The sequence below is a fragment of the Streptomyces inusitatus genome, from assembly GCF_014651115.1.
In the GTDB taxonomy this organism is placed as follows: domain Bacteria; phylum Actinomycetota; class Actinomycetes; order Streptomycetales; family Streptomycetaceae; genus Streptomyces; species Streptomyces amakusaensis.
On sequence record NZ_BMWG01000004.1, the window covers coordinates 1 to 22,125 of the forward strand.

The following is a 22,125-nucleotide window of genomic DNA, read 5'->3' on the forward strand; positions in this document are numbered from 1 at the left end:
GGACAGCTCGTGACCGTATTCCTCCGCACAGAATTCGGACACCTTCTCGAATAGTTCAGGACTGACGAGATCCCGCCCGCGCCGCAAGGCAACGGGGGACTCCAGCATCGTCGGCAAGCACTCCCACGCGTCCCGGTCGAACTCAGGAACCTCTGCCCTCTTCGCCCTCGCCATGTCGCACCCCTTCGCTGCCGTCTTCGTGCATCGGCAGCCAATGGTGTACGAGCGAAAGGCTTGGTTCTAGGCGGTTTCCTGTTCCCTCAAGAAGTCGTCTCGGACACCTGCGACGAGGTCCCGCGCACCTTCACCTGAAAGGGCTACACGGTCGAACATCTGGAACTTGTCCACGTACAGCTCGATGTCCCGCATCTCACTGGTAGTGATTTCAGCGTGCGGGATTTCCACGATCACGAGCCGACCGTCGAACAGGACGAACGAGGATGTGGGAAGTCCAGGCATGGCCGCAGAGAGAGGAACAATCCCGATCCGGATGTTTGGCATTCGAGACATGGCGATGAGCTTGTCCAGCTGCGCGGCCATCATCGGGGCCGGGAGCAGCTTCCACCTGATGACCGATTCCGTGATCAGGAATTCGAATGCGCGGGATCGATCGTACAGGACTTCCTGGCGGCGCAGACGCGCCCCGATCATCTTCTCAAGAGCATCATCAGTCAGTTCCGAGCCTTTCTGGACTCCCCGCACATATTCGGGAGTCTGAAGCAGTCCAGGGATGCAGGAGGGCTGAAACACCCTGAGCAGGGTTGTCTGAGCCTCTATTGCATGGATCTCTTCCTGGTGCTTGTGCAGGCCGGTGCGCCGATAGATGCGCCAAGCGGTGGCCTCGGTGGCCACCTGCCGGGCTGCCTCGGCCAGCTGCTCCTTCACCTCCTTAGGAATTTCCAAGGCTGTCAGAACACGCTCTACATCGAGGACGCTCGGAGCCAGCGCCCCGTTCTCAATCTTGCTCAGCTTGCTTGGGGACATGGCTGCGCTGCGGGCAACCACTTTCGCCTGCCTTCCGCTGGCTACTCGCAATTCCCGCAGCGCTCTGCCCAGGTCTGTTCCGTTCACGCTTCCCCGTACCGCTCCCACCAGTCAGCAAAAGGTACAGCCCGGCTCAGGGCTGCGTCTCGCCGTTCCAGCCATTCAGCAGGACTGGTGTGGGATTCCGCGCCGAGGAATTTTCCGCCCTCGGCATAGTTCATGGAGACGACGGACGATTCATCGAACATCCAGAAGTCCGGAACACCTTCGAGCGGGTTCGGCTGATTCGTGGTGTCCAGGATGAAGAACTCTTCACCAGCCTTGGCGTTCTTCTTATATCCCCATCCAAGTTCGAACCGAAGATAGTCCGTCATAGGTCGCGAAATGATGTGGACGCGGTACATGCGCTTTCCCGCTTCAATGTTCCCGCGTACCTCGTCGGACCATTCCTGGTTGTAGTTGTCCGGCTGAGGCTCACCGGCCAGGAACGCACGGATCATCTCCGCGTCTGATGATCCGCTGTAGTCGTCCAAGGTCTCCAGCCGGAAGGCTTCCCGGCGGAAGGCGGAGAACAGTTTCTCGAACTCAGCGGGCGAGATATTCACGCGCGTACCTCTCGATGATCTCTGCGGGGATGCGGACCACGGTCTCACCGGCCGGAACGTCCAGACCGGCGGTCTCGGCGTCCGTCGTGTTGTAGCCCTGCACCAGGAGGTTCCCCGTGCCGTCGACGCGGTACAGCGTCGCGCACGTCCCCTTCTCGCACTCCCCGACCAGCCGTGTCACTGCCATGCCGTCCCCCTTGGTAGCGGCGCTGGCGCGCCCTTGCGGTGAGGCCTTCGGTTGTGTCCGTTCGATGCTCCCGGCCCCGTGGCGGGAGGGTCAAGTGATCACAGTTGAGGGAACAGGAAACCGCGTAGGTAGGCCGGATCGCGTCGGCCGGCGAGGTTGGGGTTGGCTACGCCGTACGGCTTCCGTCCCTCATAGCGACCGCACGACCGAGCCCCACCGTTCCGGAAGATGGGAAACGGCGGGGCTCGGGGTGGTGTTGTACGGGTGGTGCCTAGACGGCGCTGGACCGCGCGAGGGTCACCAGGCCGGCGAAGGCCGAGGGGGAGACCATCAGGGTCGGCCCGGCCGGGTTCTTGCTGTCCCGGACGGGGACGATGCTGGTGGTGGACACGTAGTCAGGGGCCCACTCGACGCAGTTGCCGCCCTGCTGGCTGTAGGACGACTTGGCCCACTGGGCCATGGTCAGGTCAACCATGTGGGAGTTCCTTCCGATGTGCAGTGATGAGTTTCAGGGAGGCCGCTGGGGACAGCGCGCCCGCCTGAAGGTGATCGTAGGCCCTTTCCCAAGCTTGTATGAGCACGTCATCTCGCTCCAGGTACCCCCGACTTGCTGACTCCGTATAACCGAAGACTGTTCGATCTCGCATAGTCAGCAGCACTGCCGGTAGCAGCAGCGGACGCAGATTTCCATGGGTGAATGGGACAGCCTGGACCGTCACGGTTGGCGACTGGGATTGTCGTGCGAGTTCGTCCAGTTGCTCCGCCATCACGTCCCGACCTCCCACCAAACGGGACAGGCAGCTTTCGTCCAGCACCGCGTACACCAAAGGGCGGTTGCGCGCCTCAAGCAGCCGCCGCTGACGTGTCCTCAGCAGTGCAACCCGCTCGGCCGCCAATGCGGGCGGGATGGCCCCTCGCTCGACGTCTGCTTGCGCAAGTGCGCTGGCGTAGCTCGGAGTCTGGAAGATACCGGGGATTACTCCAAGCTCAAACGTGCGGAGCTTGACGGCTTTCTCCTCCTCCCTCAGGTACTCAGGGAACCCCTCCAGCAGGACTGTCCCCCGGATCGCCTGCCACATGACCTCAAAGGTCGCGCCAGTGCCGAGTGCTAGATCAGCCTTCCGGGCAAACTTCTGTGTGGGGGACTTGCGGCACGTTTCTACGGCGGAAATGTGAGTCCCTGAACACCCCATGCGTTCGGCCAGCTCATCCTGAATCCAACCACGTGTCTCACGTGAGCTGCGCAGTTGCATGCCAAAGGCTGCGCGCGGTGACGACGCAGGGTCGAGCTTTTTACGGTTCATGATCCAACTCAAGTCTTCCCATGGTCCGGACAGGTTGAAGGCGCTCCACCTCTAGGCCACTCTGACATCCCCCAGTAGTCGCCGTGCTACGGAGAGGAGTATTCGGTGTCTGGCATGAGCGCATTCCCGGACAGACAGGAAGCCCCAGTGCGCGGCGTTCCCGCACCCCCTGGGCCGGTTCTGGTCTTACGAGCCGATGACCGGACATCGGGTGAGCGGCTGGTGTGGCTTTCCGTACGGCCTGTTGACGGATGGCCCCCGGTGACGCGCTCCCTGGTGCGGGAGCTGCTGGACGGGCTTACGGAGTACAGGAATCGGCGGGCCCCGCGCGGTGGTCGCGGTGGGGCCGCATCGAGGTGCGGAGGCGGCATGGGCGGCGGGCTCGCGGTGGGGGACATCGCGTACGACATCGAGGCCAGGGCGGTCGGGGTGGTGATGGCGGAGTGCGGGACGCATTACGCGCTCCGGCCGGTGGACGGCGGGCTGGAGTGGGAAGCGCCGCAGGAGGGCGTACGCCTGGCCACGGACGCCGACCGGCTCTCGGCGGCGGTCGCCGAGCGGAACGCCAACAGTCGGAAGAGGGCGTGGTAATGACCGGCTGACGCCGGGCGCGACCCCCATGAGACCCCGCTCCTGCGCGGCAGCGTCCCCCGGCGCTGCGGAAGATCGCGCGGAGCGGCGGACCCCCCGGCCGGACGGCCGACGCCTGGCCGGGGGAAGGGGGAGCGGGCCCGGTGGCCCGTTCCCCGGCCCCGGCCGCCCCCCCCGGTACCCACGCGGCGGCCGGGGCCACCCCGTACACACAAAAACAGGAGGCAGGGCAGTGTCACGCCGTACGGCAGAGGAGAAGGCAGCGGCCCGTGAACGCGTCGTCGCCGACCGGGACACCGTCATCGACCGCTACACCCGGGGCGAGAGTCTCAGAGCCATCGCCCGTATCTATGACGTACACGCCCCCTGGCTCTCGGCGCGCCTCACCCGCTGGGGCGTCGAGGTCCGCGCCCACAACGCACCCCCGACCGCTCACACTCACGTACACAGGGACGGTGAAACCGGAGCCGTAACGGCGATCCGCTGTCCCGACCCTCGATGCGGACGGGTTGCCGACGTCAGCCGAAACCGTCTCAACGACCACCTCGCCACGACCACGGGCACCCGGTGCGCCCTGTCCGGCAGTCACGTACAGGACAAGGCGCCCAACAGGAACACCTGAAGCCGCGCCCCCGGCCACGGCGCTCGCCCCGGGTACGGGCGAAAACGTCCGCACCCGGGGCCCGTGAGGGGCTAGAAGAGCGAGTACAGCAGCTTGTTGGGGGAGCCGGTCCGAGCGTCCTGGACCTTGTCGGTCGTCGCGTTGTTGACGATGGCGTCGCGGACTTGGGCCGGGGTGGCGGAGGGGTTGGAGGTCAGGTAGAGGGCGGCGACGCCTGCGACGTGGGGGGCGGCCATGGAGGTGCCCGAGATGGTGTTGGTGGCGGTGTCGTTGGTGCGCCAGGCGGAGGTGACGCTCACGCCGGGGGCGAAGAGGTCGAGGCAGTTGTTGAAGTTGGAGAAGGAGGCCCTGCGGTCGGAGCTGTCGGTGGCGCCGACGGTGATGGCCTCGGTGACGCGGGCGGGGGAGTAGTTGCAGGCGTTCTGGGGCTGGCCGAAGGCGTTGCCGTTGCCCGCGGCGACCGCGTAGCTGATGCCGGAGGCGATGGACCGCCGCACGGCGGCGTCCAGCGAGGTGTTGGCTCCGCCGCCCAGGCTCATATTGGCCACGGCGGGCTTCCTGGCGTTGGCGGTCACCCAGTCGACGCCCGCGATGACCCCGGCGGTGGTGCCGGAGCCCTGGCAGTTCAGTACGCGTACGGCGATGAGGTTGACGTTCTTGGCGACGCCGTACGCCGTGCCGCCGACGGTGCCGGCGACATGGGTGCCGTGCCCCTGACAGTCCTGGCCGTTCTGTCCGCCGCCCACGGTGTCGGTGCCGACGGTGGCGCGCCCGCCGAACTCGCTGTGGCTGGTGCGGATGCCGGTGTCGATGATGTACGCGTTCACCCCCGCGCCGGTGGTGTTGTAGGTGTACGTCGTCGAGAGCGGCAGATTGCGCTGGTCGATCCGGTCGATGCCCCAGGTGGCGTTGGTCTGGGTGGCGGAGAGGGAGACCTTCGCGTCCTGCTCGACGTAGGAGACGCGCGGATCGGCGGCCAGCCGCCGGGCCTTAGCGGTGGACATCGTGGTGGAGAAGCCCTTGAGGGCGCTGCGGTAGGTGTGCTTCGGGGTGACGCCGAGATCGGCGGCGCGGGTGGAGCCGTCCTTCAGGACGACGATCCAGCCGTCTGCCACTGCGGTGGCGGCGGGGGCGAGCCGGAGGTCGGCGGGGGCCGGGGCGGGCGGGGTCGCGCCGTGCGCGGTGGGGGAGAGGGCGAGCTGGAGACCGGCCGTGAGGGCGATCGCGGGAAGCAGCGCGCCGATACGGCGGGCGGAGGATCTCATCTGGTGCACCTGACCTTTCGTTGACCGGATCACGGGCAAGTACGGGTGTGCGTGGTGCCTGGGTGCGGTGCGCGCCGAACAGCCTCCCCTGACATGAGACATGACACAAGAGTCGTGCATGGCCCGCCCGTGGCCCGTACCGCACCCGGCGTAGCCGCCGGGCCCGTGTACTCCGGAGGGAGGCCGCCGGGCTCCGCCCGGAGGCCGCCGAACGCCCCCGGCGGCTCCGCATAGGGTTTGACCATGCAGATCCGACTTCCCCGGCCCCGCCGCCGAGGCCGATGGCTCGCCGGGGCCGCCGCCGTCGCCGTCCTCGCCGGCGCGGGCGCCCAGGCCGCGGCGGCCGACGACGACGCCCCGAGCGTGCACCGCGAGGACCGGGTGCGGGAGATGCCGGGGGCGAGGATCGACACCTCGTACTTCACCTCGGGCGACAAGGACCGCCGCCGCCCGGCGGTGCTCCTCGGGCACGGCTTCGGCGGCAGCAAGGACGATGTCCGGGCCCAGGCCGAGCGGCTCGCCCGCGACGGCTACGCCGTGCTCACCTGGTCCGCCCGGGGCTTCGGCGCGTCCACCGGCCGGATCGGCCTCAACGACCCCGACTTCGAGGTCAAGGACGTCTCACGGCTGATCGACTGGCTGGCCGACCGCCCCGAGATAGCGCTCGACGCCAAGGGCGACCCGCGCGTCGGCATCGCCGGCACCTCCTACGGCGGCGCGGTCTCCCTCCTCGCCGCGGGGCACGACGACCGCGTCGACGCGATCGCCCCCTCCCTCACCTACTGGAACCTCGCCGACGCCCTCTTCCCCGACGGCGTCTTCAAGAAGCTCTGGGCGGGCATCTTCTTCTCCAGCGGCTCCCTCCCGAGCGCGTCCGGTGGCCGCCTTCCGGAGGCAGGCGTTCCCACCGGGCCCGCCACCGGTGCTCCGGGCGCTCCGGCCGACCGCCGCGACCGCCCCGCCAACCCCGCCGGCTGCGGAAATTTCCAGCCCGAGATCTGCGCCCTGTACGAGCGGGTCGCCGTCGCGGGCAAGCCCGACCGGGCCGCCCGCGCACTGCTGGAGAGCCACAGCCCCTCCGCCGTCGGCGACCGGATCAAGGTCCCCACCCTGATCGTCCAGGGCCAGGCCGACTCCCTCTTCCCCCTCGGCCACGCCGACGCCATGGCCAAGGCCGTCAGCGCCAACGGCGCGCCGGTCTCCGTCGACTGGACCGCGGGCGGCCACGACGGCGGCGACCGCGAGAACGACCGCGTCGAGAGCCGGGTCAACGCCTGGTTCGACCGCCATCTGAAGGGCGAGACCGACGCCGACACCGGACCCGCCTTCCGGGTCAGCCGCGCCGGAGGCGTCGACTCCACCGACGGACAGGCCCTGCTGCGCGGCGCGCACGGCAGCCGCTACCCGGGCCTGCGCGGCGATGTCCGCGCCGTCCCGCTCACCGCCGGAGAGCAGAGCTTCTCCAACCCGGCGGGCGCGGCCCCGCCCGCGATCTCCGCCGTCCCCGGCCTCAGCGGCGGCCTCGGACAGTTCTCCTCCCTCGGCATCGGACTCTCCCTCGACTTCCCCGGCCAGCACGCCCGCTTCGACTCCCGGCCGCTCACCCGGCCCCTGCGGATCACCGGCTCGCCCACCGTCCGCGTCAAGGTGGCCTCCACCACCGGCGAGGCGGTCCTCTTCGGGAAGGTGTACGACGTCGGCCCCGACGGGCGGCAGCAGGTGCTGCCCTCCCAGCTCGTCGCCCCCGTACGGATCGAGGACGCGCGCCGGGGCAAGGAGGTCACCCTGACCCTGCCCGCCGTCGACCACGAGATCGACGCGGGCCACCGGCTGCGGCTGGTGCTCTCCGCGACCGACCTCGGCTACGCCTCCCCGGCCGCCCCCGCCCGCTACACCGTCGGCCTCACCGGCTCGGGCGAGCTGTCCGTACCCACCGCGCCCGGCGTGAAGACCCAGGCCGCGGGCTGGCCCTGGTGGACCTGGGGCCTCCCGCTCGGGGCCGCGGCGATCGCCGCCGCCCTGCTGCTCACCGCCCGCAGGCGCACTACGGCCCCGCCGCCCGAGCCCGGACTCGCCGAGGTCCCGCTGGAGATCACCGGCCTGGCCAAGCGGTACGCCAAGTCCTCCGAGCGCTACGCCGTCAAGGAGCTGTCCTTCCGGGTCGAGAAGGGGCAGGTGCTCGGACTGCTCGGCCCCAACGGCGCGGGCAAGACCACCACCCTGCGGATGCTGATGGGCCTCATCCGGCCCGACGAGGGCGAGATCCGCGTCTTCGGCCACGCCATCCGCCCGGGCGCCCCGGTGCTCTCCCGGGTCGGCGCGTTCGTGGAGGGCGCGGGCTTCCTGCCGCATCTGACCGGCCGCGACAATCTGGAGCTGTACTGGCGGGCCACCGGCCGCCCCGCGGACGACGCCCACATCGAGGAGGCCCTGGAGATCGCCGGACTCGGCGACGCCCTCGCCCGCGCCGTGCGCACCTACTCCCAGGGCATGCGGCAGCGCCTCGCCATCGCGCAGGCCATGCTCGGCATGCCGGATCTGCTCATCCTCGACGAGCCGACCAACGGCCTCGACCCGCCGCAGATCCGCGAGATGAGGGACGTCATGATCCGTTACGCGGCCGGCGGCCGTACGGTCATCGTCTCCAGCCATCTCCTCTCCGAGGTCGAGCAGTCCTGCACCCATCTCGTGGTGATGGACCGGGGCCGGCTGATCCAGGCCGGACCGGTCGCGGAGATCACCGGCGGGGGAGACACCCTGCTGGTCACCACCGCCGCCGAACTCTCCGTACCCCTGACGGAGAAGATCGCCGCGCTGCCGGGCATCGGCTCGGTCGTCAAGGTGGACGGGGGAGTGCTGGTACGGCTCGACGGGAGCACCGCGAACGAGCTGATCGGCGAACTCGTCCGGCTGGACGTCCCGCTGACCGGCGTCGGCCCCCACCGCCGTCTCGAAGACGCCTTCCTCACCCTGATCGGAGGTTCCGCATGAGCACGCTGACCGAATCGGCCACACCGGCCACACCGGCCGAATCGGCCCCCGGCTACCGCGCCCGGCACACCCTGCCGCTGCGCGTCGAGGCGGTACGGCAGCTCAAACGCCGGCGGACCATGGTGATGGCGGGGATACTGGCCGCCCTGCCGCTGGTGCTCGTCGCCGCCTTCGCGATCGGCGGCTCTCCCGGCGGGGAGGAGGGCGACACCCGTATCACCCTGATGGACACGGCGACCGCCTCCGGCGTCAACTTCGCCGCCACCTGCCTGTTCGCCTCCGCCGGTTTTCTGCTGGTGGTGCCGGTCGCGCTGTTCCACGGGGACACCGTGGCCTCCGAGGCCAACTGGTCCTCACTGCGCTATCTGCTGGCCGCGCCCGTCCCGCGGGCCCGGCTGCTCTGGTCCAAGCTGGCTGTGGCGCTCGGCTTCAGCGCCGCCGCGATGGTGCTGCTGCCGGTGGTCGCCCTGGCGACGGGGACCATCGCCTACGGCTGGGGCCCGCTGAAGCTGCCCACCGGCGGCTCCCTCGCCACCGGCGAGACCCTGCCCAGGCTGGCCCTGGCGGTGGCCTTCATCTTCCTCTCCCAACTGGTCACGGCGGGCCTCGCCTTCTGGCTCTCCACCAAGACCGACGCCCCGCTGGGCGCGGTCGGCGGCGCGGTCGGGCTGACGATCGTCGGCAATGTGCTGGACGCGGTCACCGCGCTCGGCGACTGGCGCGAGGTGCTCCCCGCCCACTGGCAGTTCGCCTGGATCGACGCGCTCCAGCCCGAGCTGGAGTGGGGTGGCATGGTGAAGGGCGCGGCGGTCTCGGTCTCGTACGCGCTGATCCTGTTCGCGCTCGCCTTCCGCAGCTTCTCCCGCAAGGACATCGTGTCCTGACCCGGAGGCCTGTATCCACTCAGGCCTCTCAGATCCACCCCCGGCGAGCCGCCTCCGCCCCCGCGCGGAAGCGGCTCGTCGTGCCGAGGGCGGCGAGCAGCTCCCCCACCCGGCGGCTGTAGGTACGCCCCGAGACGCCCAGCTTGACCGCGGCGGTCTCGTCCGTCAGCCCCGCCAGCAGGGCCTGGAGCACCGCGCGGAGATGAGCGGGCAGCGCCCCGGGCGGTGTCCCCGGCTCCTCGCCCCGCTCCCACCAGGCGCGATGGGTCCGCACCAGCGCCCGGACCACCACCCGGTCCCGGATCACCAGCATGCCTTTGTGGTACGCGTCGAGATCGAGCGGAACGGCGGCGACGGCGCGGTCGGCGACGATTATGGCGAAGGGGATCGTGTCCGTCACCCGGGCCTCGCCCGGGTGGTGCCAGGGCTGCCCCGCGTGCGCCAGCCGCGCCAGCCCGCGCCGGGGCGCGATCCACCGGATCGTGGTGCTCCGGAGCGCCGACTCGTGGACGCACTCGCCGAGCGAGTGCGCGAGGGCCCCGGGAACGTCCTGACCGGCCGGGCCGGCCGGATCCTCGAAGCCGAGCAGCTCCCGGCCCGCGGAGCGGACCAGGCCCCTGAGCACCGCCCCGATCCGCTCGGCCCCGTGCACCGGCTGCCCCGGCGTCTCCCGCGGAACGGACCGCGACAGCTCCCCGCCGAGCCCGGCACCCCGAATCATCGCCAACGGCATGGCGCAGCACCCCCGCTGTCCGTGCGGACGCGCGGGCCGTCCCCACGAACCACGCGCGTACTCAATGTACTCACACGACAGCACGCCGTGACAAGTGCGCGCGGTGGGCACGTCGGGTACGGCGGTACGGGCGGGTACGGGGGCTCACGGCGGGCGCCGGTGATCGCGCGCCGAACACCCTTGCCCGGCCATGATGTTCGCCATGCCGACCCTCCTGCTCGCACTCGCGATCGTCTCGAACGGCCTGTACGCGGGCTTCATGCTCACTTTCCGCACGGGGGTCATGCCCGCCCTCGCCCGGCTCACCGACGAACAGTTCCTGGCGGCCATGCGCCGTATCAACGAGGTGGTGCCCCGGCCGCTGTTCCTGCTGACCTTCGTCTCGATCGTCGTCTTCCCGGCGCTGGCGCTGGTCTTCCCGGCCGCCGGACGCACCGGCCTCCAGCGCGGGCTGATCGTCGCCGGCCTGCTCTGCGCGATCCTCAACCACCTGGTCACCGTCGCCGGGAACGTCCCCCTCAACAACGCCCTCGCGGCGAGCGGGGCCCCCGGCGACCGGACCCCGGACCGTGAGGCGCGCGCCGCCTTCGAGCCCCGCTGGAACCGGTTCCATCTCGTCCGCACGCTCCTCACGGTCGCGGCCTTCGCCCTGCTGGTCGCCGCCGCGCTCTGGTGACGGCGACCGGACCCGGGCGGTCTACGCGGGTAATCACCCGAGGTTCGTTGAGTCATCGGCGGCCCGGACGCGTATCTTCCATCGACCCGTCCGACAGCTATCCCCCCGCCATGGGCCGACGACCTCAAGAGGGTGCAGAAGAAGGTGACTTACCGACCGGTTTCCCCAGGTGCGCGCCGGTGCGCGCGGGATATGAGAAACCTCTCCTCTTTCAATCGACTGTTCGATTCAGGAAGCACACTCTCCGCATGACACCGAGGAAATCCCATGTGGCGGTGACGATGGTGTGCGCCCTGGCCGGAGCGGGACTGCTCGCGGGCCACGGCTGGGCCGAGGGGCCGGGAAGGCCGCTGGATCTCGGACCCACGATCGTCGTGCATCCGAAGGAGGGCCCCCTGCCCTCGGCCACGGCCCGCCGCAAGGCCACGCCGTCGCCGATGTCGCCCTCCTTACCCTCGTCCTCGCGGCTGCGGACCACTCCCGCGTCGCCTTCCGCTTCCGCTTCCGCCTCCGCCTCCACGAGCCCCTCCGGCCGTCCCCCGGCGAAGTCCGCGAAGTCCGCGAAGCCCGCCTCCCGCCAGTCCGGCGGCCGGCCCGTGCGCACCCTTCCCCCGCCGCACAGCTCGGACTCGATCCCCGTACCGGAGATCGACGAGGAGGACGAGGACGAGGAGGAGGGCGCCGCCGACGGCGGCGGGGGCGGCAGCGGAGAGATCTCCGGTGGTGAGGGTGAAGACGGAGATGAGGACGGCGAGTCGTGAAACGAAGAACAGCGAGCGCCCGGTCGCGGATCGTCGGATGGATGATGCTCCTCGTGAGCGCCGCGCTGGCCGCGCCCACCATCGGCATCACCGTCGTCTGGCAGGCGCAGCTCGACAGCCAGATGGACGAGCAGCTCCAACTGGAGGTCGAGAAGCTCCGCCGGTTCGCGAGGGCCTCGACGGACTCGACCACCGGACAGCCCTTCCGCGACGGGGCGTCGCTGCTGACCCAGTTCATGACGGTCCATCTGCCCAGACGGGAGGAGACCTTCTTCAGCATCGTCGACGGCAAGGCCGACCGGCGCAGTCCGGCGCCCGTGCCGCACTACTTCGACCGCGATCCCGCCGTGGTCGAGAAACTGGCGAGCCTGCGCGGCACCACAGTGGGCTGGCTCGACTCCCCGGTGGGCAAGGTGCGGTACGGCGTGGTCCCGGTCCGGGTGGCCGGGGACCCCAAGGACGTACGCCTGGTGGTGCTGGAGTTCCGCGACCGTCAGCTCAGCGAGGAGCGGAGGGTGGCCAAAATGCTGATAGCCACCGCCGTTGTGGCGCTGGTATGCGCCGGGCTCGCAAGCTGGCTGGTCGCCGGACGGATCCTCGCCCCGATCCGTCTCGTACGGCAGACCGCCGCCCGGATCGGGGAGTCGGATCTGACCCAGCGGCTGGATGTGCAGGGCGACGACGATGTCGCCGCCCTCGCGCACACCTTCAACCACATGCTGGACCGGCTGGAGCGCGCCTTCACCACCCAGCGGCGGTTCCTGGACGAGGTGGGGCACGAGCTGCGCACCCCCATCACCGTGGTCAGGGGCCATCTGGAGCTGATGGAGGACGGCGGCTTCGACGAGCAGACGGGCACCCGCACCCTGCTGGTCGACGAACTCGACCGGATGAGCCGCATCGTCGACGATCTGATGCTGCTGGCCAAGGCCGAGCGGCCGGACTTCCTGACGGTCGGCGAGACCAACCTCACCGATCTCATCGTGGACGTGGTCGCCAAGGCCAGAGCGCTGGGCAACCGGCACTGGCGGGTGGCCGCCGTCTCCGAGGCGACCGTCCTGGTCGACGGGCAGCGGCTCACCCAGGGGCTGATCCAGCTCGCGGCGAACGCGGTCCGGCACACGCTGGACGGCGATCTCATCGAGATGGGCTCGGCGGTCCAGGAGGGCCGGGTGCTGCTCTGGGTCCGGGACACCGGTCTGGGCGTCGGCCCGGTGGACCGGGACCGGATCTTCGGCCGGTTCGTGCAGGCCGGGCGGGTCACCTCGCCCGCGCAGGCGGGCACCGGCATCGGCCTCGGTCTCGCCATCGTGCGCGAGATCGCCGAGGCGCACGGCGGCACCGCGTGGGTAGAGGACGCCGAGACCGGAGGCGCTCGGTTCGTACTGGACTTGCCGGCGTTCTACCCCTGGCAGAGAGGACATCATGCACCGGATCCTGATAGCGGAGGACGAAGCGGGAATCGCCTCCTTCGTGGAAAAAGGCCTGCGCAGCAATGGCTTCGTCACCGCCGTGGTCGGTGACGGACTCTCGGCGTACGAGATAGCCCGGGCCGGCGACTGCGATCTGATGATCCTCGATCTGGGCCTGCCCGCCGTCGACGGGCTCACCGTGCTGCGCAAGCTGCGGGAGTTGAGGGTGACCCTTCCGGTGGTCATCCTGACGGCCCGGGACAGTGTCTCGGACGTGGTCGCCGGTCTTGAGGGCGGCGCGGACGACTACATCTCCAAGCCGTTCGCCTTCGAGGAGCTGCTTGCGCGGGTCCGCTTGCGACTGCGCGGGGAGGCGGGGCCGGAGGCCTCGGTGCTGCGGGTGGGGGACCTCGTACTGGATCTGCGCACCCGGCGGGTCCATGTGGACGGGCGGGTGGCCGAGCTGTCGGCGCGCGAGTTCGCCCTCGCGGAGGTCTTTCTGCGCAACCCCGACCAGGTGCTGACGCGGGAACAGCTGCTCAGCCGGGTCTGGGGTTTCGACTACGACCCCGGGTCGAACATCGTGGACGTGTATGTGCGGTATCTGAGGCGCAAGCTGGGGCCCGACCGGGTGGAGACCATCCGCGGCGTCGGGTACCGGCTGCGGGCCTGAACGGCGGCCACGGGCCCGTGCGGGGCTTCGGTCCCGTCCCCGCACGGGCCGGGCGCGCGGCTCGGCCGAGTCGGTCCGGATGCTGACAAGTACCTGAATCAGCCCTTGTGCGGGTGGTGACTCTCCGTTCAACGCCGCCTACGGGGGAATGGGTTGATCTCCCTTGTAAGGGATCAATCCGCCTGCTCGACATCGTTGTCATGGCCATGAGAACTCTCTCACCGTGATCTCACAGATGACTCATCACTCGGGCGCATGCTTCCGGGCCAAGACGTCCACCGCCGGGCGTCCCTCCCGTCCCCGCCCCCCAGCGGGTCCCCGTCAGGAGTGATGATCTTGAAGCATCTTCTCGACAACGCGCGTAACTTCCGCCACCGGATGGCCCCCGAGAGCGACACCTTCCGCGGCTTCGCGTCCGGTCAGAACCCGGGAACGCTCTTCATCACCTGCTCCGACTCCCGGGTGATCCCCAGCCTCATCACCGGCTCGGCCCCCGGCGAGGTCTTCGAACTGCGCAACGCCGGCAACATCATCCCGCCCTACGGCCCGGGCGCGCAGTCCGGGGAGGCCGCCACCATCGAGTACGCGGTGGATGTGCTCAGGGTCCAGGACATCGTGGTCTGCGGCCACTCCCACTGCGGAGCCGTGGGAGCGCTCGCGAGCGACGCGGACCTCACCGAGCTGCCCAGCGTCGCCGAGTGGGTCGCCTTCGCCCGGCCCGCGCTCGCCCCGATGCTCGGCACCCCACCGGACGACCTCGCCTTCGCCGACTACGTCCAGCGCCATGTCTCCGCCCAGCTGGAGACCCTGCGCGGCTACCCCAAGGTCCAGAACGCCATCAATGAGGGCCGGCTGGAGCTGCACGGCTGGTACTACCGCGTCGACACGGCCGAGGTCCTCGAACTCGACGAGCTGCGCGGAGAGTTCCACCAGAACTGACCTTCCCGGGCCGTCAGGCTCCCCCACCCCCCACACGCACCCGCCCGCCGTGCGCGAGTACCCCCCAGCTCTTCGGCGAGCGGATGCGGCGAAAGGATTACTGTGTCGACTGAACGAATGCGTCCCGGTGCTGGGCGGCATGCGAGAAGCGGCAAGCCCGCCGGTCAGCCCGGCTCCTCCCCCTCTCTCGCTGGTTCCTTCAGTGCGGACTTCACCGCCTCGATCGTCGTCTTCCTCGTAGCCCTGCCCCTGTGCATCGGAGTCGCGGCCGCTTCCGGTGTCAATGTCGCCCTCGGTATCGTCACCGGCATCGTCGGCGGTCTGATCGTCGGCTTTCTCCCCGGCAGCAGCCTCCAGGTCAGCGGGCCCGCCGCCGGACTCGCCGTCCTCGTCCTCGGGTTCGTCAACGAACACGGGGTCGCGATGCTCGGCCCCGTCGTCCTCATCTCCGGCCTGCTGCAAATGGGCCTCGGCCTGCTCCGGATGGGCCGGATCTTCCAGTCCATCTCGGTCTCCGTGGTCCAGGGCATGCTCGCGGGCATCGGAGTCCCCCTGATCCTCAGCCAGATCTACGCGGTGGTGGACACCCCGCAGCTCGGCACCGCCCTGAAGAACATCGCCGGGCTCCCCGAGCTGGTCGCCGATGTCGTCAGCGACCGCCAGAAGGCCCTGGCCCTGCTCCTGGGCGTCATGGCGGTCGCCCTCTGCTTCCTCTGGCGGAAGGTCCCCGCGCCGCTCAGCAAGGTCCCCGCGCCCCTGGTCGCGGTGATCCTCGGCTCGGCCATCGCCGCACTGCCCGGCTTCGAGATCAAGAAGGTCGCCTTCGACAACATGCTGACGGCGATCGACTTCGTCGGTCCCTCGGACATGGGCGGCATCTTCGACCCGGCCATTCTCACCATGATCTTCACCTTCACGGTCATCGCCTCGGCCGAGAGCCTCTTCAGCGCCGCCGCCGTCGACCGGATGCACACCGGGCCGCGCACCAAGTACAACAAGGAACTCTTCTCCCAGGGCGTCGGCAACACCATCTGCGGCTTCCTCGGCGCGCTGCCCATGACCGCCGTCATCGTGCGCAGCGCCGCCAATGTCCAGGCCGGCGCCAAGACCAAGGTCTCCCGCATCCTGCACGGAGTCTGGCTCCTCGGCTTCGGTCTCCTGCTGCCGGGCATGCTCGGGCTCATCCCCATCACCATCCTCGCCGGTGTGCTGCTCCACGCGGGGTGGAAGCTCTTCAACCCGCCCGCGTTCGCGCAGATGTGGAAGACCGACCGGGCCGAGGGCGCGGTCATGTTCGTCACGACCCTGGCCATCGTGGTCACCAACCTCCTCGAAGGAGTGCTGATCGGCCTCGCGCTCGCGGTCATCCTCACCGCCATGCGGATGTCGAAGATGACCGTCCGCAAGACCGTCGAAGGAGACCTGACCCGGCTGGAGCTGAAGGGCAACGCGACCTTCCTCCGGCTGCCCCGGCTCATCGACACCCTGGAGTCCCTCTCCGGCGAGAACCGGGTCCTCGTGGACGGCACCGGCATCTCGCACCTGGACCTCGCCTGCCGCAGCCAGATCGAGGAGTGGGCCGACCAGCACCGCAAAGCCGGAGCCGAGTACGTGGAGGTCCTCCTCCCCGGCGACGCGACCCCCAAGTCCGCAGAGGAGCAGGAGACCATGGACGAGACCGTCGACGCCCGGCACGACCGGCTGCCCGACACCGTCGGGGCCGCCTCCTCGTCGCCCTCCGAGCCGGCCCGCCCCCACGCGCCGGAGCTCGAACCCGCCCACTACCACGCGCCGACCCACGCGCATCTGGTGCACGGCGGACCGCACGCCCGGCAGCACCCCTCGGGACACGGCTCGCACGGACCCGGCAACACCCGCCCCGTACACCCCCAGCCGCACCACGCGCCGCAGCCGGCGTACATCCCGTCCCAGGGCGAGCCGCTCCCGGCCGCCCACGACGAGCGTGCGGTCCGGAACTCCGGCGAAGGGACGCGGCGATGAAGCCCTTGCGAACCGCGCTCGCCGACGCGCTCCACTTAAAGGACCTGCGCGACCTCACCCATCACCGCCATCAGACCGGCCGCCCCCGGTCCGCCGCGCCGGAGCGGCACGGATCCGGGCGTCCCGGGCCCGGCCGCACCGCGACCGGCCGGGGACCGGGCGCCGCGGGACCCTGTGAGCAGGACCCGCTCTTCGAGTTCCTGCGGTCCATGCACCACTTCCTCACCGCACCGCAGAACCCCGCCGGAGCCGAGCCGGGACCGAGGCCGCAGCACCGGCCCGCGTACCGACGGCCCTCGTACTCCCTGCCGCCCCGCGACGGTGTGACGCACCCGGCCCCGCCCGTCATCGCGTCCGACCCCGGACCCGACCCCGCCCCCGGACCCGACCTCGGAACCGACCCCGCCCGGCCGCCGGGCCGGGCCTAGGCCGACCGGGCGGCGCACCCCGGAGCGCCGCCCGCGGAGCCGGACGTCCCGCACGGCTCCGCGGGCGGCATCAGGGCCCTGAGCGACAGCTTCCCCCACTGGGCCCTGGCCGAGAGCCCCCTCTCCTGTCCCCCGCAGAGAGGGGGCTCCTCCTTGCGCCGCCGCCGGACGGCCCGTCAAGCCGGTGCCCGGAGTTCACCTTCGTGCCAGGAGTCTTCACTCTCCTGCCGTGTAGCTCTGCGTGTTCATATGGATACGCTTAGTGCTGGACGGGTGACGGCGAGGAGCGGGGGAGACGGTGCGCGGTACGGCGGACGGCCCGGTGGCGCGGCATGTGCGGGTGGCGGTCATCGGGGCCGGGTTCAGCGGTCTGGGGGCGGCGGTCCGGCTCCGGCGCGGCGGCCACCGGGACTTCGTCGTCCTGGAGCGCTCCGCCGGGGTCGGCGGGACCTGGCGGGACAACGGCTATCCGGGCTGCGCCTGCGATGTGCCGTCCCATCTGTACGCGTACTCCTTCGCCCCCGGCGCCCAGTGGTGGTCGCGGACCTTCTCCGGCCGGCAGGACATCCGCCTCTATCTGGAGACGGTCGCCGACACCGAGGGGGTGCGCCCCCATCTCCGGCTCCGCCAGGACGTCCGCGCCGTCCGCTGGAACGCGGACCGGCTGCACTGGGAGATCACCTCCTCCGGCGGCGCGTGGACGGCCGATGTGGTGGTGTGCGCGACCGGCCCGCTCTCCGCGCCGTCCGTCCCGCAGGTGCCCGGTCTCGACACCTTCCCCGGTCCGGTCTTCCACTCCGCCCGCTGGGACCACGGCGCCGAACTGCGCGACCGCCGGGTCGCGGTGATCGGCACCGGGGCGTCCGCCGTCCAGATCGTGCCCGCGCTGGCGGCCGTGGCGTCCGGGGTGCGGCTCTTCCAGCGCACACCGCCCTGGGTGCTGCCCCGGCTCGACCGGCGGGTCACCGATCTCGAACGCAGACTGCACCAGCGCTATCCGGTCACCGCCGCGGTGCGCCGGGGCCTCCAGTGGGGCATGAGGGAGCTGGCCGGCCATGCCTTCACCCGGCTGCCGGGCGCCCTCGCGGGGTACGAGGCGCTGGCCCGGGCCCATCTGCGGCGCGCCGTCCGGGACCCGGGGCTGCGGGAGCGGCTCACCCCGGACTACCGCATCGGCTGCAAGCGGATCCTGCTCTCCAGCGACTACTACCCCGCCCTCGCCCAGCCCCATGTGGAGGTCGTCACCTCCGCGCTGGCCGAGGTGCGCGGCTCGCGGCTGATCGCCGAGGACGGCACGGGCACGGAGGCCGACGCCCTCGTCTTCGCGACCGGCTTCCGGGTCACCGATCCGCCGGTCGCCCGGCGGATCGTGGGCACGGGCGGGCGGACGCTGGCCGAGGCGTGGCGCGAGGGGGACGGGATGCGGGCGCTGCGCGGCGCGACCGTGCCCGGCTTCCCCAATCTGGTGATGCTGCTGGGCCCCAACACCGGTCTCGGCAACACCTCGATGGTGTTGATGATCGAGTCCCAGCTCAGCTATCTGCTCGATTATCTGCGGCTGCTGGAGCCCCGGCGCGAGGGCGAGGGGCGCGCCGCGCTCGATGCCCTCCCGTCGGCGTTCCGGGCGTGGAACGACGGCCTCGACGCCCGGCTCGGCCGGAGCGTGTGGAACACGGGCGCGTGCGTCAGCTGGTATCTGGACGGCGAGGGGCGCAATACGACGCTGTGGCCGGGGTCCACCGGCCGCTTCCGGCGCGCGGTGCGCCGGGTCGATCCGCGGGAGTACGAGCGGCTCACCGGGGCGGGCGGCGCGGAGGGCGCGGGCGGTACGGAGGGCGCGGGCGGTACGGAGGGCGCGGGCGGGGCCGCGAGGGCGGCGAGCCGGTGAGCCCGGGCACGGTGAGCCCGGGCGCGGTGAGCCCGGGTGCGGTCCGGCCCTCGGCGGCCCCGGTTCTCAGAGCAGTCCCGCGTTCCGCCACAGCCGGCGGCCCCGGGTGTCGAAGGCCCCCACCTCTTCGAGGAGTCCGGCGACGCGGGCGGCCCCCTTGCGGAGCACCTCGCGGCGGTGCTCGCTGGCCCGGGCCTGCGCCACCGCCTCACGGGCGTCGATCCCGGCGTCGGGGTACACCAGCGGATTGATGAACGAGCGGGCGAACACCCGGCCCAGCTCGCCGGTGACGGCGCGGGTCACCCGCAGCTCCAGCCGTCCCGCGCCCGCCATCTGCCGGCGCAGCTCCTCCTTCGCGTACCGCACATGGCGGGTCTCCTCGATCACATGGATCCGGGTCACCCCGCGCACCAGGGTCTGGACGCGCTCGTCGGCGAAGGCCAGCCGCTGCATCCAGTCGATGACCTCCTCGCACAGCAGCGTGAACACCAGTGAACAGGCCGTGTTGGAAGAGGACTTGAACAAGCGGGTGAGATTGTGGGTGAGCGGTGACACGGGATGGACCGGTACGCCCGACTTGGCGAGAAAGCGGGCGAACATCATGGAGTGTCGGCACTCGTCGCCGATCTCGGTCAGTGCGTAGCGCACATGGTTGCTGGTGACCGGCTTGTCGTAGATATGCCGGAGCAATAGTTGCATGACAACGATCTCGAACCAGACGCCGATGGAAGCGAGTGAAGCGCTTTCGGTGCGGGCGATGAGGTGGCGCTGCTCCTCGGGCATCTTCCGCCAGAGAGGAGTGTCATAGAGCGAAATCAGCTCCGGTGGCCAGAACCATTTGCCCTCTTCGAAGGGCGCGTCCCAGTCGAGTTCCCGGTTCGGGTCGAAGGAATGCTTCTGGCTCGCCCTCAGAAGGCGATCGGCGACCTCCTCGCGGTCCTGGAGGGTGGGCCGTCCGGTCACGGCGTCCGGTGTCTTCGGAGTCACAGCGGTTCCTTGAATAAGTCGTACAATCCGACCTGATGGCGAACTGGTGCAGTATGTACTGCCATCCGGCAAAGATCTTTATATAGCCGAAGGAAGACCGTTTCGCCCGCTCACGCCGTCGCCCCGGAGTTCTCTCGATCTCAAAGCCGTATGATCACTCAAACGAGGGACACTTATAACGGTGACCAGGACAACCCATGATCGTTGAGAGGGCCGTGTTCACCCATGCCGACACCCCTGCCTATGCCCGTGCCGACATCTCGGCCGACGCCGCCGAGCCGGTGCCGCCAGCCTGCCGTGAACTGACCGCCGTACTTTTCGACGACGGACCCGCCGAAGCTCATTCTCGCTGGCGCAAAATCATCTCGACAGAGCCTTTTCGATTCCGCTCCGACCTGAGGACGGAAGAGCGGTGGGAGCTGTCATATGCCCGACTGCGCGCTTTCAACGAGGAAATCCAAGACCCAGAAGAGCTGGCCCGCGATCCGCGCGGTCTCGCCGCGATGCACGAATGGGCCGCGGTCGTCGACGGAGCCCTCGCCACCGTGGCCGGAATTCACTACAACCTCTTTCTCGGCAGCCTGGTCGACGACAAAACGACGGAGCGCGATCTCGGTTCTTTCCTGCGCCTTGAGCGAACAGGAACGTTCCTCTGCACCGAACGCGCCCACGGAAATGACGCGGCGGCCCTGGAGACGACCGCCGTCTACGACCGCCGCGCCGACGGCTTCGTGCTCCACACCCCCAACGAGGGCGCGCGCAAGTACATGCCCAACACCAGCCCGGCGGGCGGCCCCAAGTCCGCCGTCGTCGCGGCCCGGCTCCTCGTGGACGGACGGGATCTGGGGGTCTTCCTCTTCCTCACCCCGCTGACCGACGAGAACGGCCCGCTGCCCGGGATCACCGTCGAGAGCCTCCCCGAGCGCATCGGCAGCCCGGTCGACCACTGCGTCACCTCCTTCGACCGGGTACGGCTGCCGCGCACCGCCCTGATCCAGGGGCCGCACGGCCGGCTGCTGACCGACGGCGCCCTCCACAGCGCCGTCGGCAGCCCCCGCAAACGATTCCTCCTGGCCATCGGCCGAGTCACCGCGGGCAAGCTGAGCATGAGCGCCAGCACCCTCGGAGGCTGTCGGGCCGCACTGGCCATCGCCGTCCGCTACTCCGGCACCCGCCACATCTCCGGCCCCACCGCGGGCGTCCGGGTGCCGCTGTCGGCCCACCGCAGCCACCACTCACGACTGCTCAAATCCCTCGCGGGCGCCTACGCGATGACCTTTCTGCACCGCGCGGTCACCGAGGCCTGGGTCAGCCACGAGCCCGCCGAACGCGACCGGGTGGAACGGCTGGTGGCCGTCGCCAAGGGCTGGATCACCTGGCGGGCCCGCGCCATCACCATCGAGGCCAGGGAACGCTGCGGCGCGCGCGCCCTGTTCCCCGTCAACGGACTCGCCGAGTTCCCGGCCAACGCCGACGGGGCCATCACCGCCGAGGGCGACAATCTCGCCATCTGGTGCAAGGCCGGAGCCGAAATGATCTTCGGCTACACCCCCGACGAGCCCTCCGCCGACCGCACCGAGGCCTCCAGGACGCCCAACGCCCTGCGAGACCCCTCCTTCCTGCGGGACCTGCTCGCCGAGGCCGAGCGCCGCTGGCACCACCGCGCCCGCCTCAACCTCAGATCAGGACCCTCGGGCGACTCCCTCGGCCGCTGGAACAACGCCTCCGGAGCCGCACTCGAACTGGTCGAGACCCACGCCACCCTCCAGGCCGCCGACGCCTTCATCACAGCGCTCGAATCGGTCCCCCACACCGCGACCCGCGCCCTGCTCCGGGACTTGTGCGCGCTCTTCCTGCTGGACGCCATCGCCCCCCGCGCCGCCGAACTGCTGGCCGACGGCCACCTCGACGCCGCGCAGGTCCGCGCGCTGCCGGACATCACCGAGCTGCTGACCTCCCGCCTCGCCCCGCACCTGGCACTCCTCGCCGAGGCCTTCGCCGTACCGGAGGAGCACCTCGCGGACCTGCCGATGCTGACCGCGACCTAGGTCGTGTCTTCAAAGTCCCGTCTGCCTGGCGTGCCCTGGCACGCACGCTCGCCGCGTTGTCGTCGGTCGCCTACGCTCCGCGTGGGCTCCCTCCTCCGCCTTGCGATCGCACGCACCAGACCCCGCCAGACCCTCCCTACGGGAGG

General features: G+C 70.3%; 20 protein-coding genes. 12 read left to right on the forward strand and 8 right to left on the reverse strand.

The features are described 5' to 3' along the window. Positions 1-240: 240 nt before the first annotated feature. The 5 genes from IE247_RS09585 to IE247_RS09605 form a co-directional block, all read right to left on the reverse strand. Complete coding sequence (locus IE247_RS09585) at positions 241-1,071, reverse strand: helix-turn-helix domain-containing protein (RefSeq protein ID WP_190122562.1); 831 nt, start codon at positions 1,069-1,071, stop codon at positions 241-243. Beyond that, the gene (locus IE247_RS09590) at positions 1,068-1,589 is read right to left on the reverse strand and encodes a DUF6879 family protein (protein ID WP_190122563.1); all 522 of its coding nucleotides are present in this window, start codon (positions 1,587-1,589) and stop codon (positions 1,068-1,070) included. Before IE247_RS09590 ends, IE247_RS09585 begins: the two co-directional genes overlap by 4 nt. Beyond that, positions 1,570-1,776 carry a hypothetical protein gene (locus IE247_RS09595; RefSeq protein WP_190122564.1) on the reverse strand — a complete coding sequence of 69 codons (207 nt, stop codon included), beginning with the start codon at positions 1,774-1,776 and terminating at the stop codon, positions 1,570-1,572. Before IE247_RS09595 ends, IE247_RS09590 begins: the two co-directional genes overlap by 20 nt. 271 nt (positions 1,777-2,047) lie before the next feature. Then, positions 2,048-2,251, reverse strand: coding sequence for a DUF397 domain-containing protein (locus IE247_RS09600; protein ID WP_190122565.1), 204 nt, complete (start codon positions 2,249-2,251; stop codon positions 2,048-2,050). Beyond that, on the reverse strand, positions 2,244-3,080 hold the full coding sequence (locus IE247_RS09605) for a helix-turn-helix domain-containing protein (RefSeq protein WP_190122566.1): 837 nt from the start codon (positions 3,078-3,080) through the stop codon (positions 2,244-2,246). Before IE247_RS09605 ends, IE247_RS09600 begins: the two co-directional genes overlap by 8 nt. Positions 3,081-3,449: 369 nt before the next feature. On the opposite strand from IE247_RS09605, the gene IE247_RS09610 reads away from it, so the two are divergent. Beyond that, positions 3,450-3,671 carry a hypothetical protein gene (locus IE247_RS09610; RefSeq protein WP_190122567.1) on the forward strand — a complete coding sequence of 74 codons (222 nt, stop codon included), beginning with the start codon at positions 3,450-3,452 and terminating at the stop codon, positions 3,669-3,671. Positions 3,672-4,364: 693 nt separating this feature from the next. On the opposite strand, the gene IE247_RS09615 is transcribed toward IE247_RS09610, so the two are convergent. Further along, positions 4,365-5,567: a S8 family peptidase gene (locus IE247_RS09615; protein WP_373305535.1), complete on the reverse strand. Its 1,203-nt coding sequence runs from the start codon at positions 5,565-5,567 to the stop codon at positions 4,365-4,367. A 234-nt stretch (positions 5,568-5,801) separates the two neighbouring features. Here IE247_RS09615 and IE247_RS09620 point away from each other — a divergent pair, with 234 nt between their 5' ends. Continuing rightward, a complete protein-coding gene (locus IE247_RS09620) occupies positions 5,802-8,549 on the forward strand; it encodes an alpha/beta fold hydrolase (RefSeq protein WP_190122569.1) in 2,748 nt (915 codons plus the stop codon). Further along, a complete protein-coding gene (locus IE247_RS09625; protein WP_190122570.1) occupies positions 8,546-9,433 on the forward strand; it encodes an ABC transporter permease in 888 nt (295 codons plus the stop codon). The genes IE247_RS09620 and IE247_RS09625 overlap by 4 nt, the downstream gene beginning before the upstream one ends. A gap of 28 nt (positions 9,434-9,461) precedes the next feature. Here the strand turns inward: IE247_RS09625 and IE247_RS09630 are convergent, their stop codons facing one another. After that, a complete protein-coding gene (locus IE247_RS09630; RefSeq protein WP_229868963.1) occupies positions 9,462-10,166 on the reverse strand; it encodes a DNA-binding response regulator in 705 nt (234 codons plus the stop codon). 202 nt (positions 10,167-10,368) lie between these two features. Here IE247_RS09630 and IE247_RS09635 point away from each other — a divergent pair, with 202 nt between their 5' ends. The 8 genes from IE247_RS09635 to IE247_RS09670 all read left to right on the forward strand — a co-directional run bounded on the left by IE247_RS09635 (position 10,369) and on the right by IE247_RS09670 (position 18,944). Further along, on the forward strand, positions 10,369-10,842 hold the full coding sequence (locus IE247_RS09635; protein WP_190122571.1) for an anthrone oxygenase family protein: 474 nt from the start codon (positions 10,369-10,371) through the stop codon (positions 10,840-10,842). Positions 10,843-11,090: 248 nt separating this feature from the next. Then, positions 11,091-11,603 (forward strand): hypothetical protein, encoded by a 513-nt coding sequence (locus IE247_RS09640; protein ID WP_190122572.1) that lies wholly within the window; start codon positions 11,091-11,093, stop codon positions 11,601-11,603. Positions 11,604-11,644: 41 nt separating this feature from the next. Beyond that, complete coding sequence (locus tag IE247_RS09645; RefSeq protein ID WP_190122573.1) at positions 11,645-13,126, forward strand: sensor histidine kinase; 1,482 nt, start codon at positions 11,645-11,647, stop codon at positions 13,124-13,126. Continuing rightward, entirely contained in the window at positions 13,029-13,688 is a 660-nt protein-coding gene (locus IE247_RS09650; RefSeq protein WP_190122574.1) for a response regulator transcription factor, read from the forward strand. The genes IE247_RS09645 and IE247_RS09650 overlap by 98 nt, the downstream gene beginning before the upstream one ends. 336 nt (positions 13,689-14,024) lie before the next feature. Further along, the gene (locus tag IE247_RS09655) at positions 14,025-14,627 is read left to right on the forward strand and encodes a carbonic anhydrase (RefSeq protein ID WP_190122845.1); all 603 of its coding nucleotides are present in this window, start codon (positions 14,025-14,027) and stop codon (positions 14,625-14,627) included. Positions 14,628-14,744: 117 nt separating this feature from the next. Further along, a complete protein-coding gene (locus tag IE247_RS09660) occupies positions 14,745-16,628 on the forward strand; it encodes a SulP family inorganic anion transporter (RefSeq protein WP_190122575.1) in 1,884 nt (627 codons plus the stop codon). Then, positions 16,625-17,056, forward strand: coding sequence for a hypothetical protein (locus IE247_RS09665; RefSeq protein WP_190122576.1), 432 nt, complete (start codon positions 16,625-16,627; stop codon positions 17,054-17,056). Before IE247_RS09660 ends, IE247_RS09665 begins: the two co-directional genes overlap by 4 nt. Positions 17,057-17,354: 298 nt before the next feature. Continuing rightward, positions 17,355-18,944: a flavin-containing monooxygenase gene (locus tag IE247_RS09670; RefSeq protein WP_229868965.1), complete on the forward strand. Its 1,590-nt coding sequence runs from the start codon at positions 17,355-17,357 to the stop codon at positions 18,942-18,944. A 66-nt stretch (positions 18,945-19,010) separates the two neighbouring features. Here IE247_RS09670 and IE247_RS09675 read toward each other — a convergent pair whose 3' ends face one another. Continuing rightward, positions 19,011-19,931: an AurF N-oxygenase family protein gene (locus IE247_RS09675; protein WP_190122577.1), complete on the reverse strand. Its 921-nt coding sequence runs from the start codon at positions 19,929-19,931 to the stop codon at positions 19,011-19,013. A gap of 197 nt (positions 19,932-20,128) precedes the next feature. Between IE247_RS09675 and IE247_RS09680 the strand changes: the two genes are divergently transcribed. Next, the gene (locus IE247_RS09680; RefSeq protein ID WP_190122578.1) at positions 20,129-21,979 is read left to right on the forward strand and encodes an acyl-CoA dehydrogenase family protein; all 1,851 of its coding nucleotides are present in this window, start codon (positions 20,129-20,131) and stop codon (positions 21,977-21,979) included. The last annotated feature ends 146 nt before the right edge of the window (positions 21,980-22,125 follow it).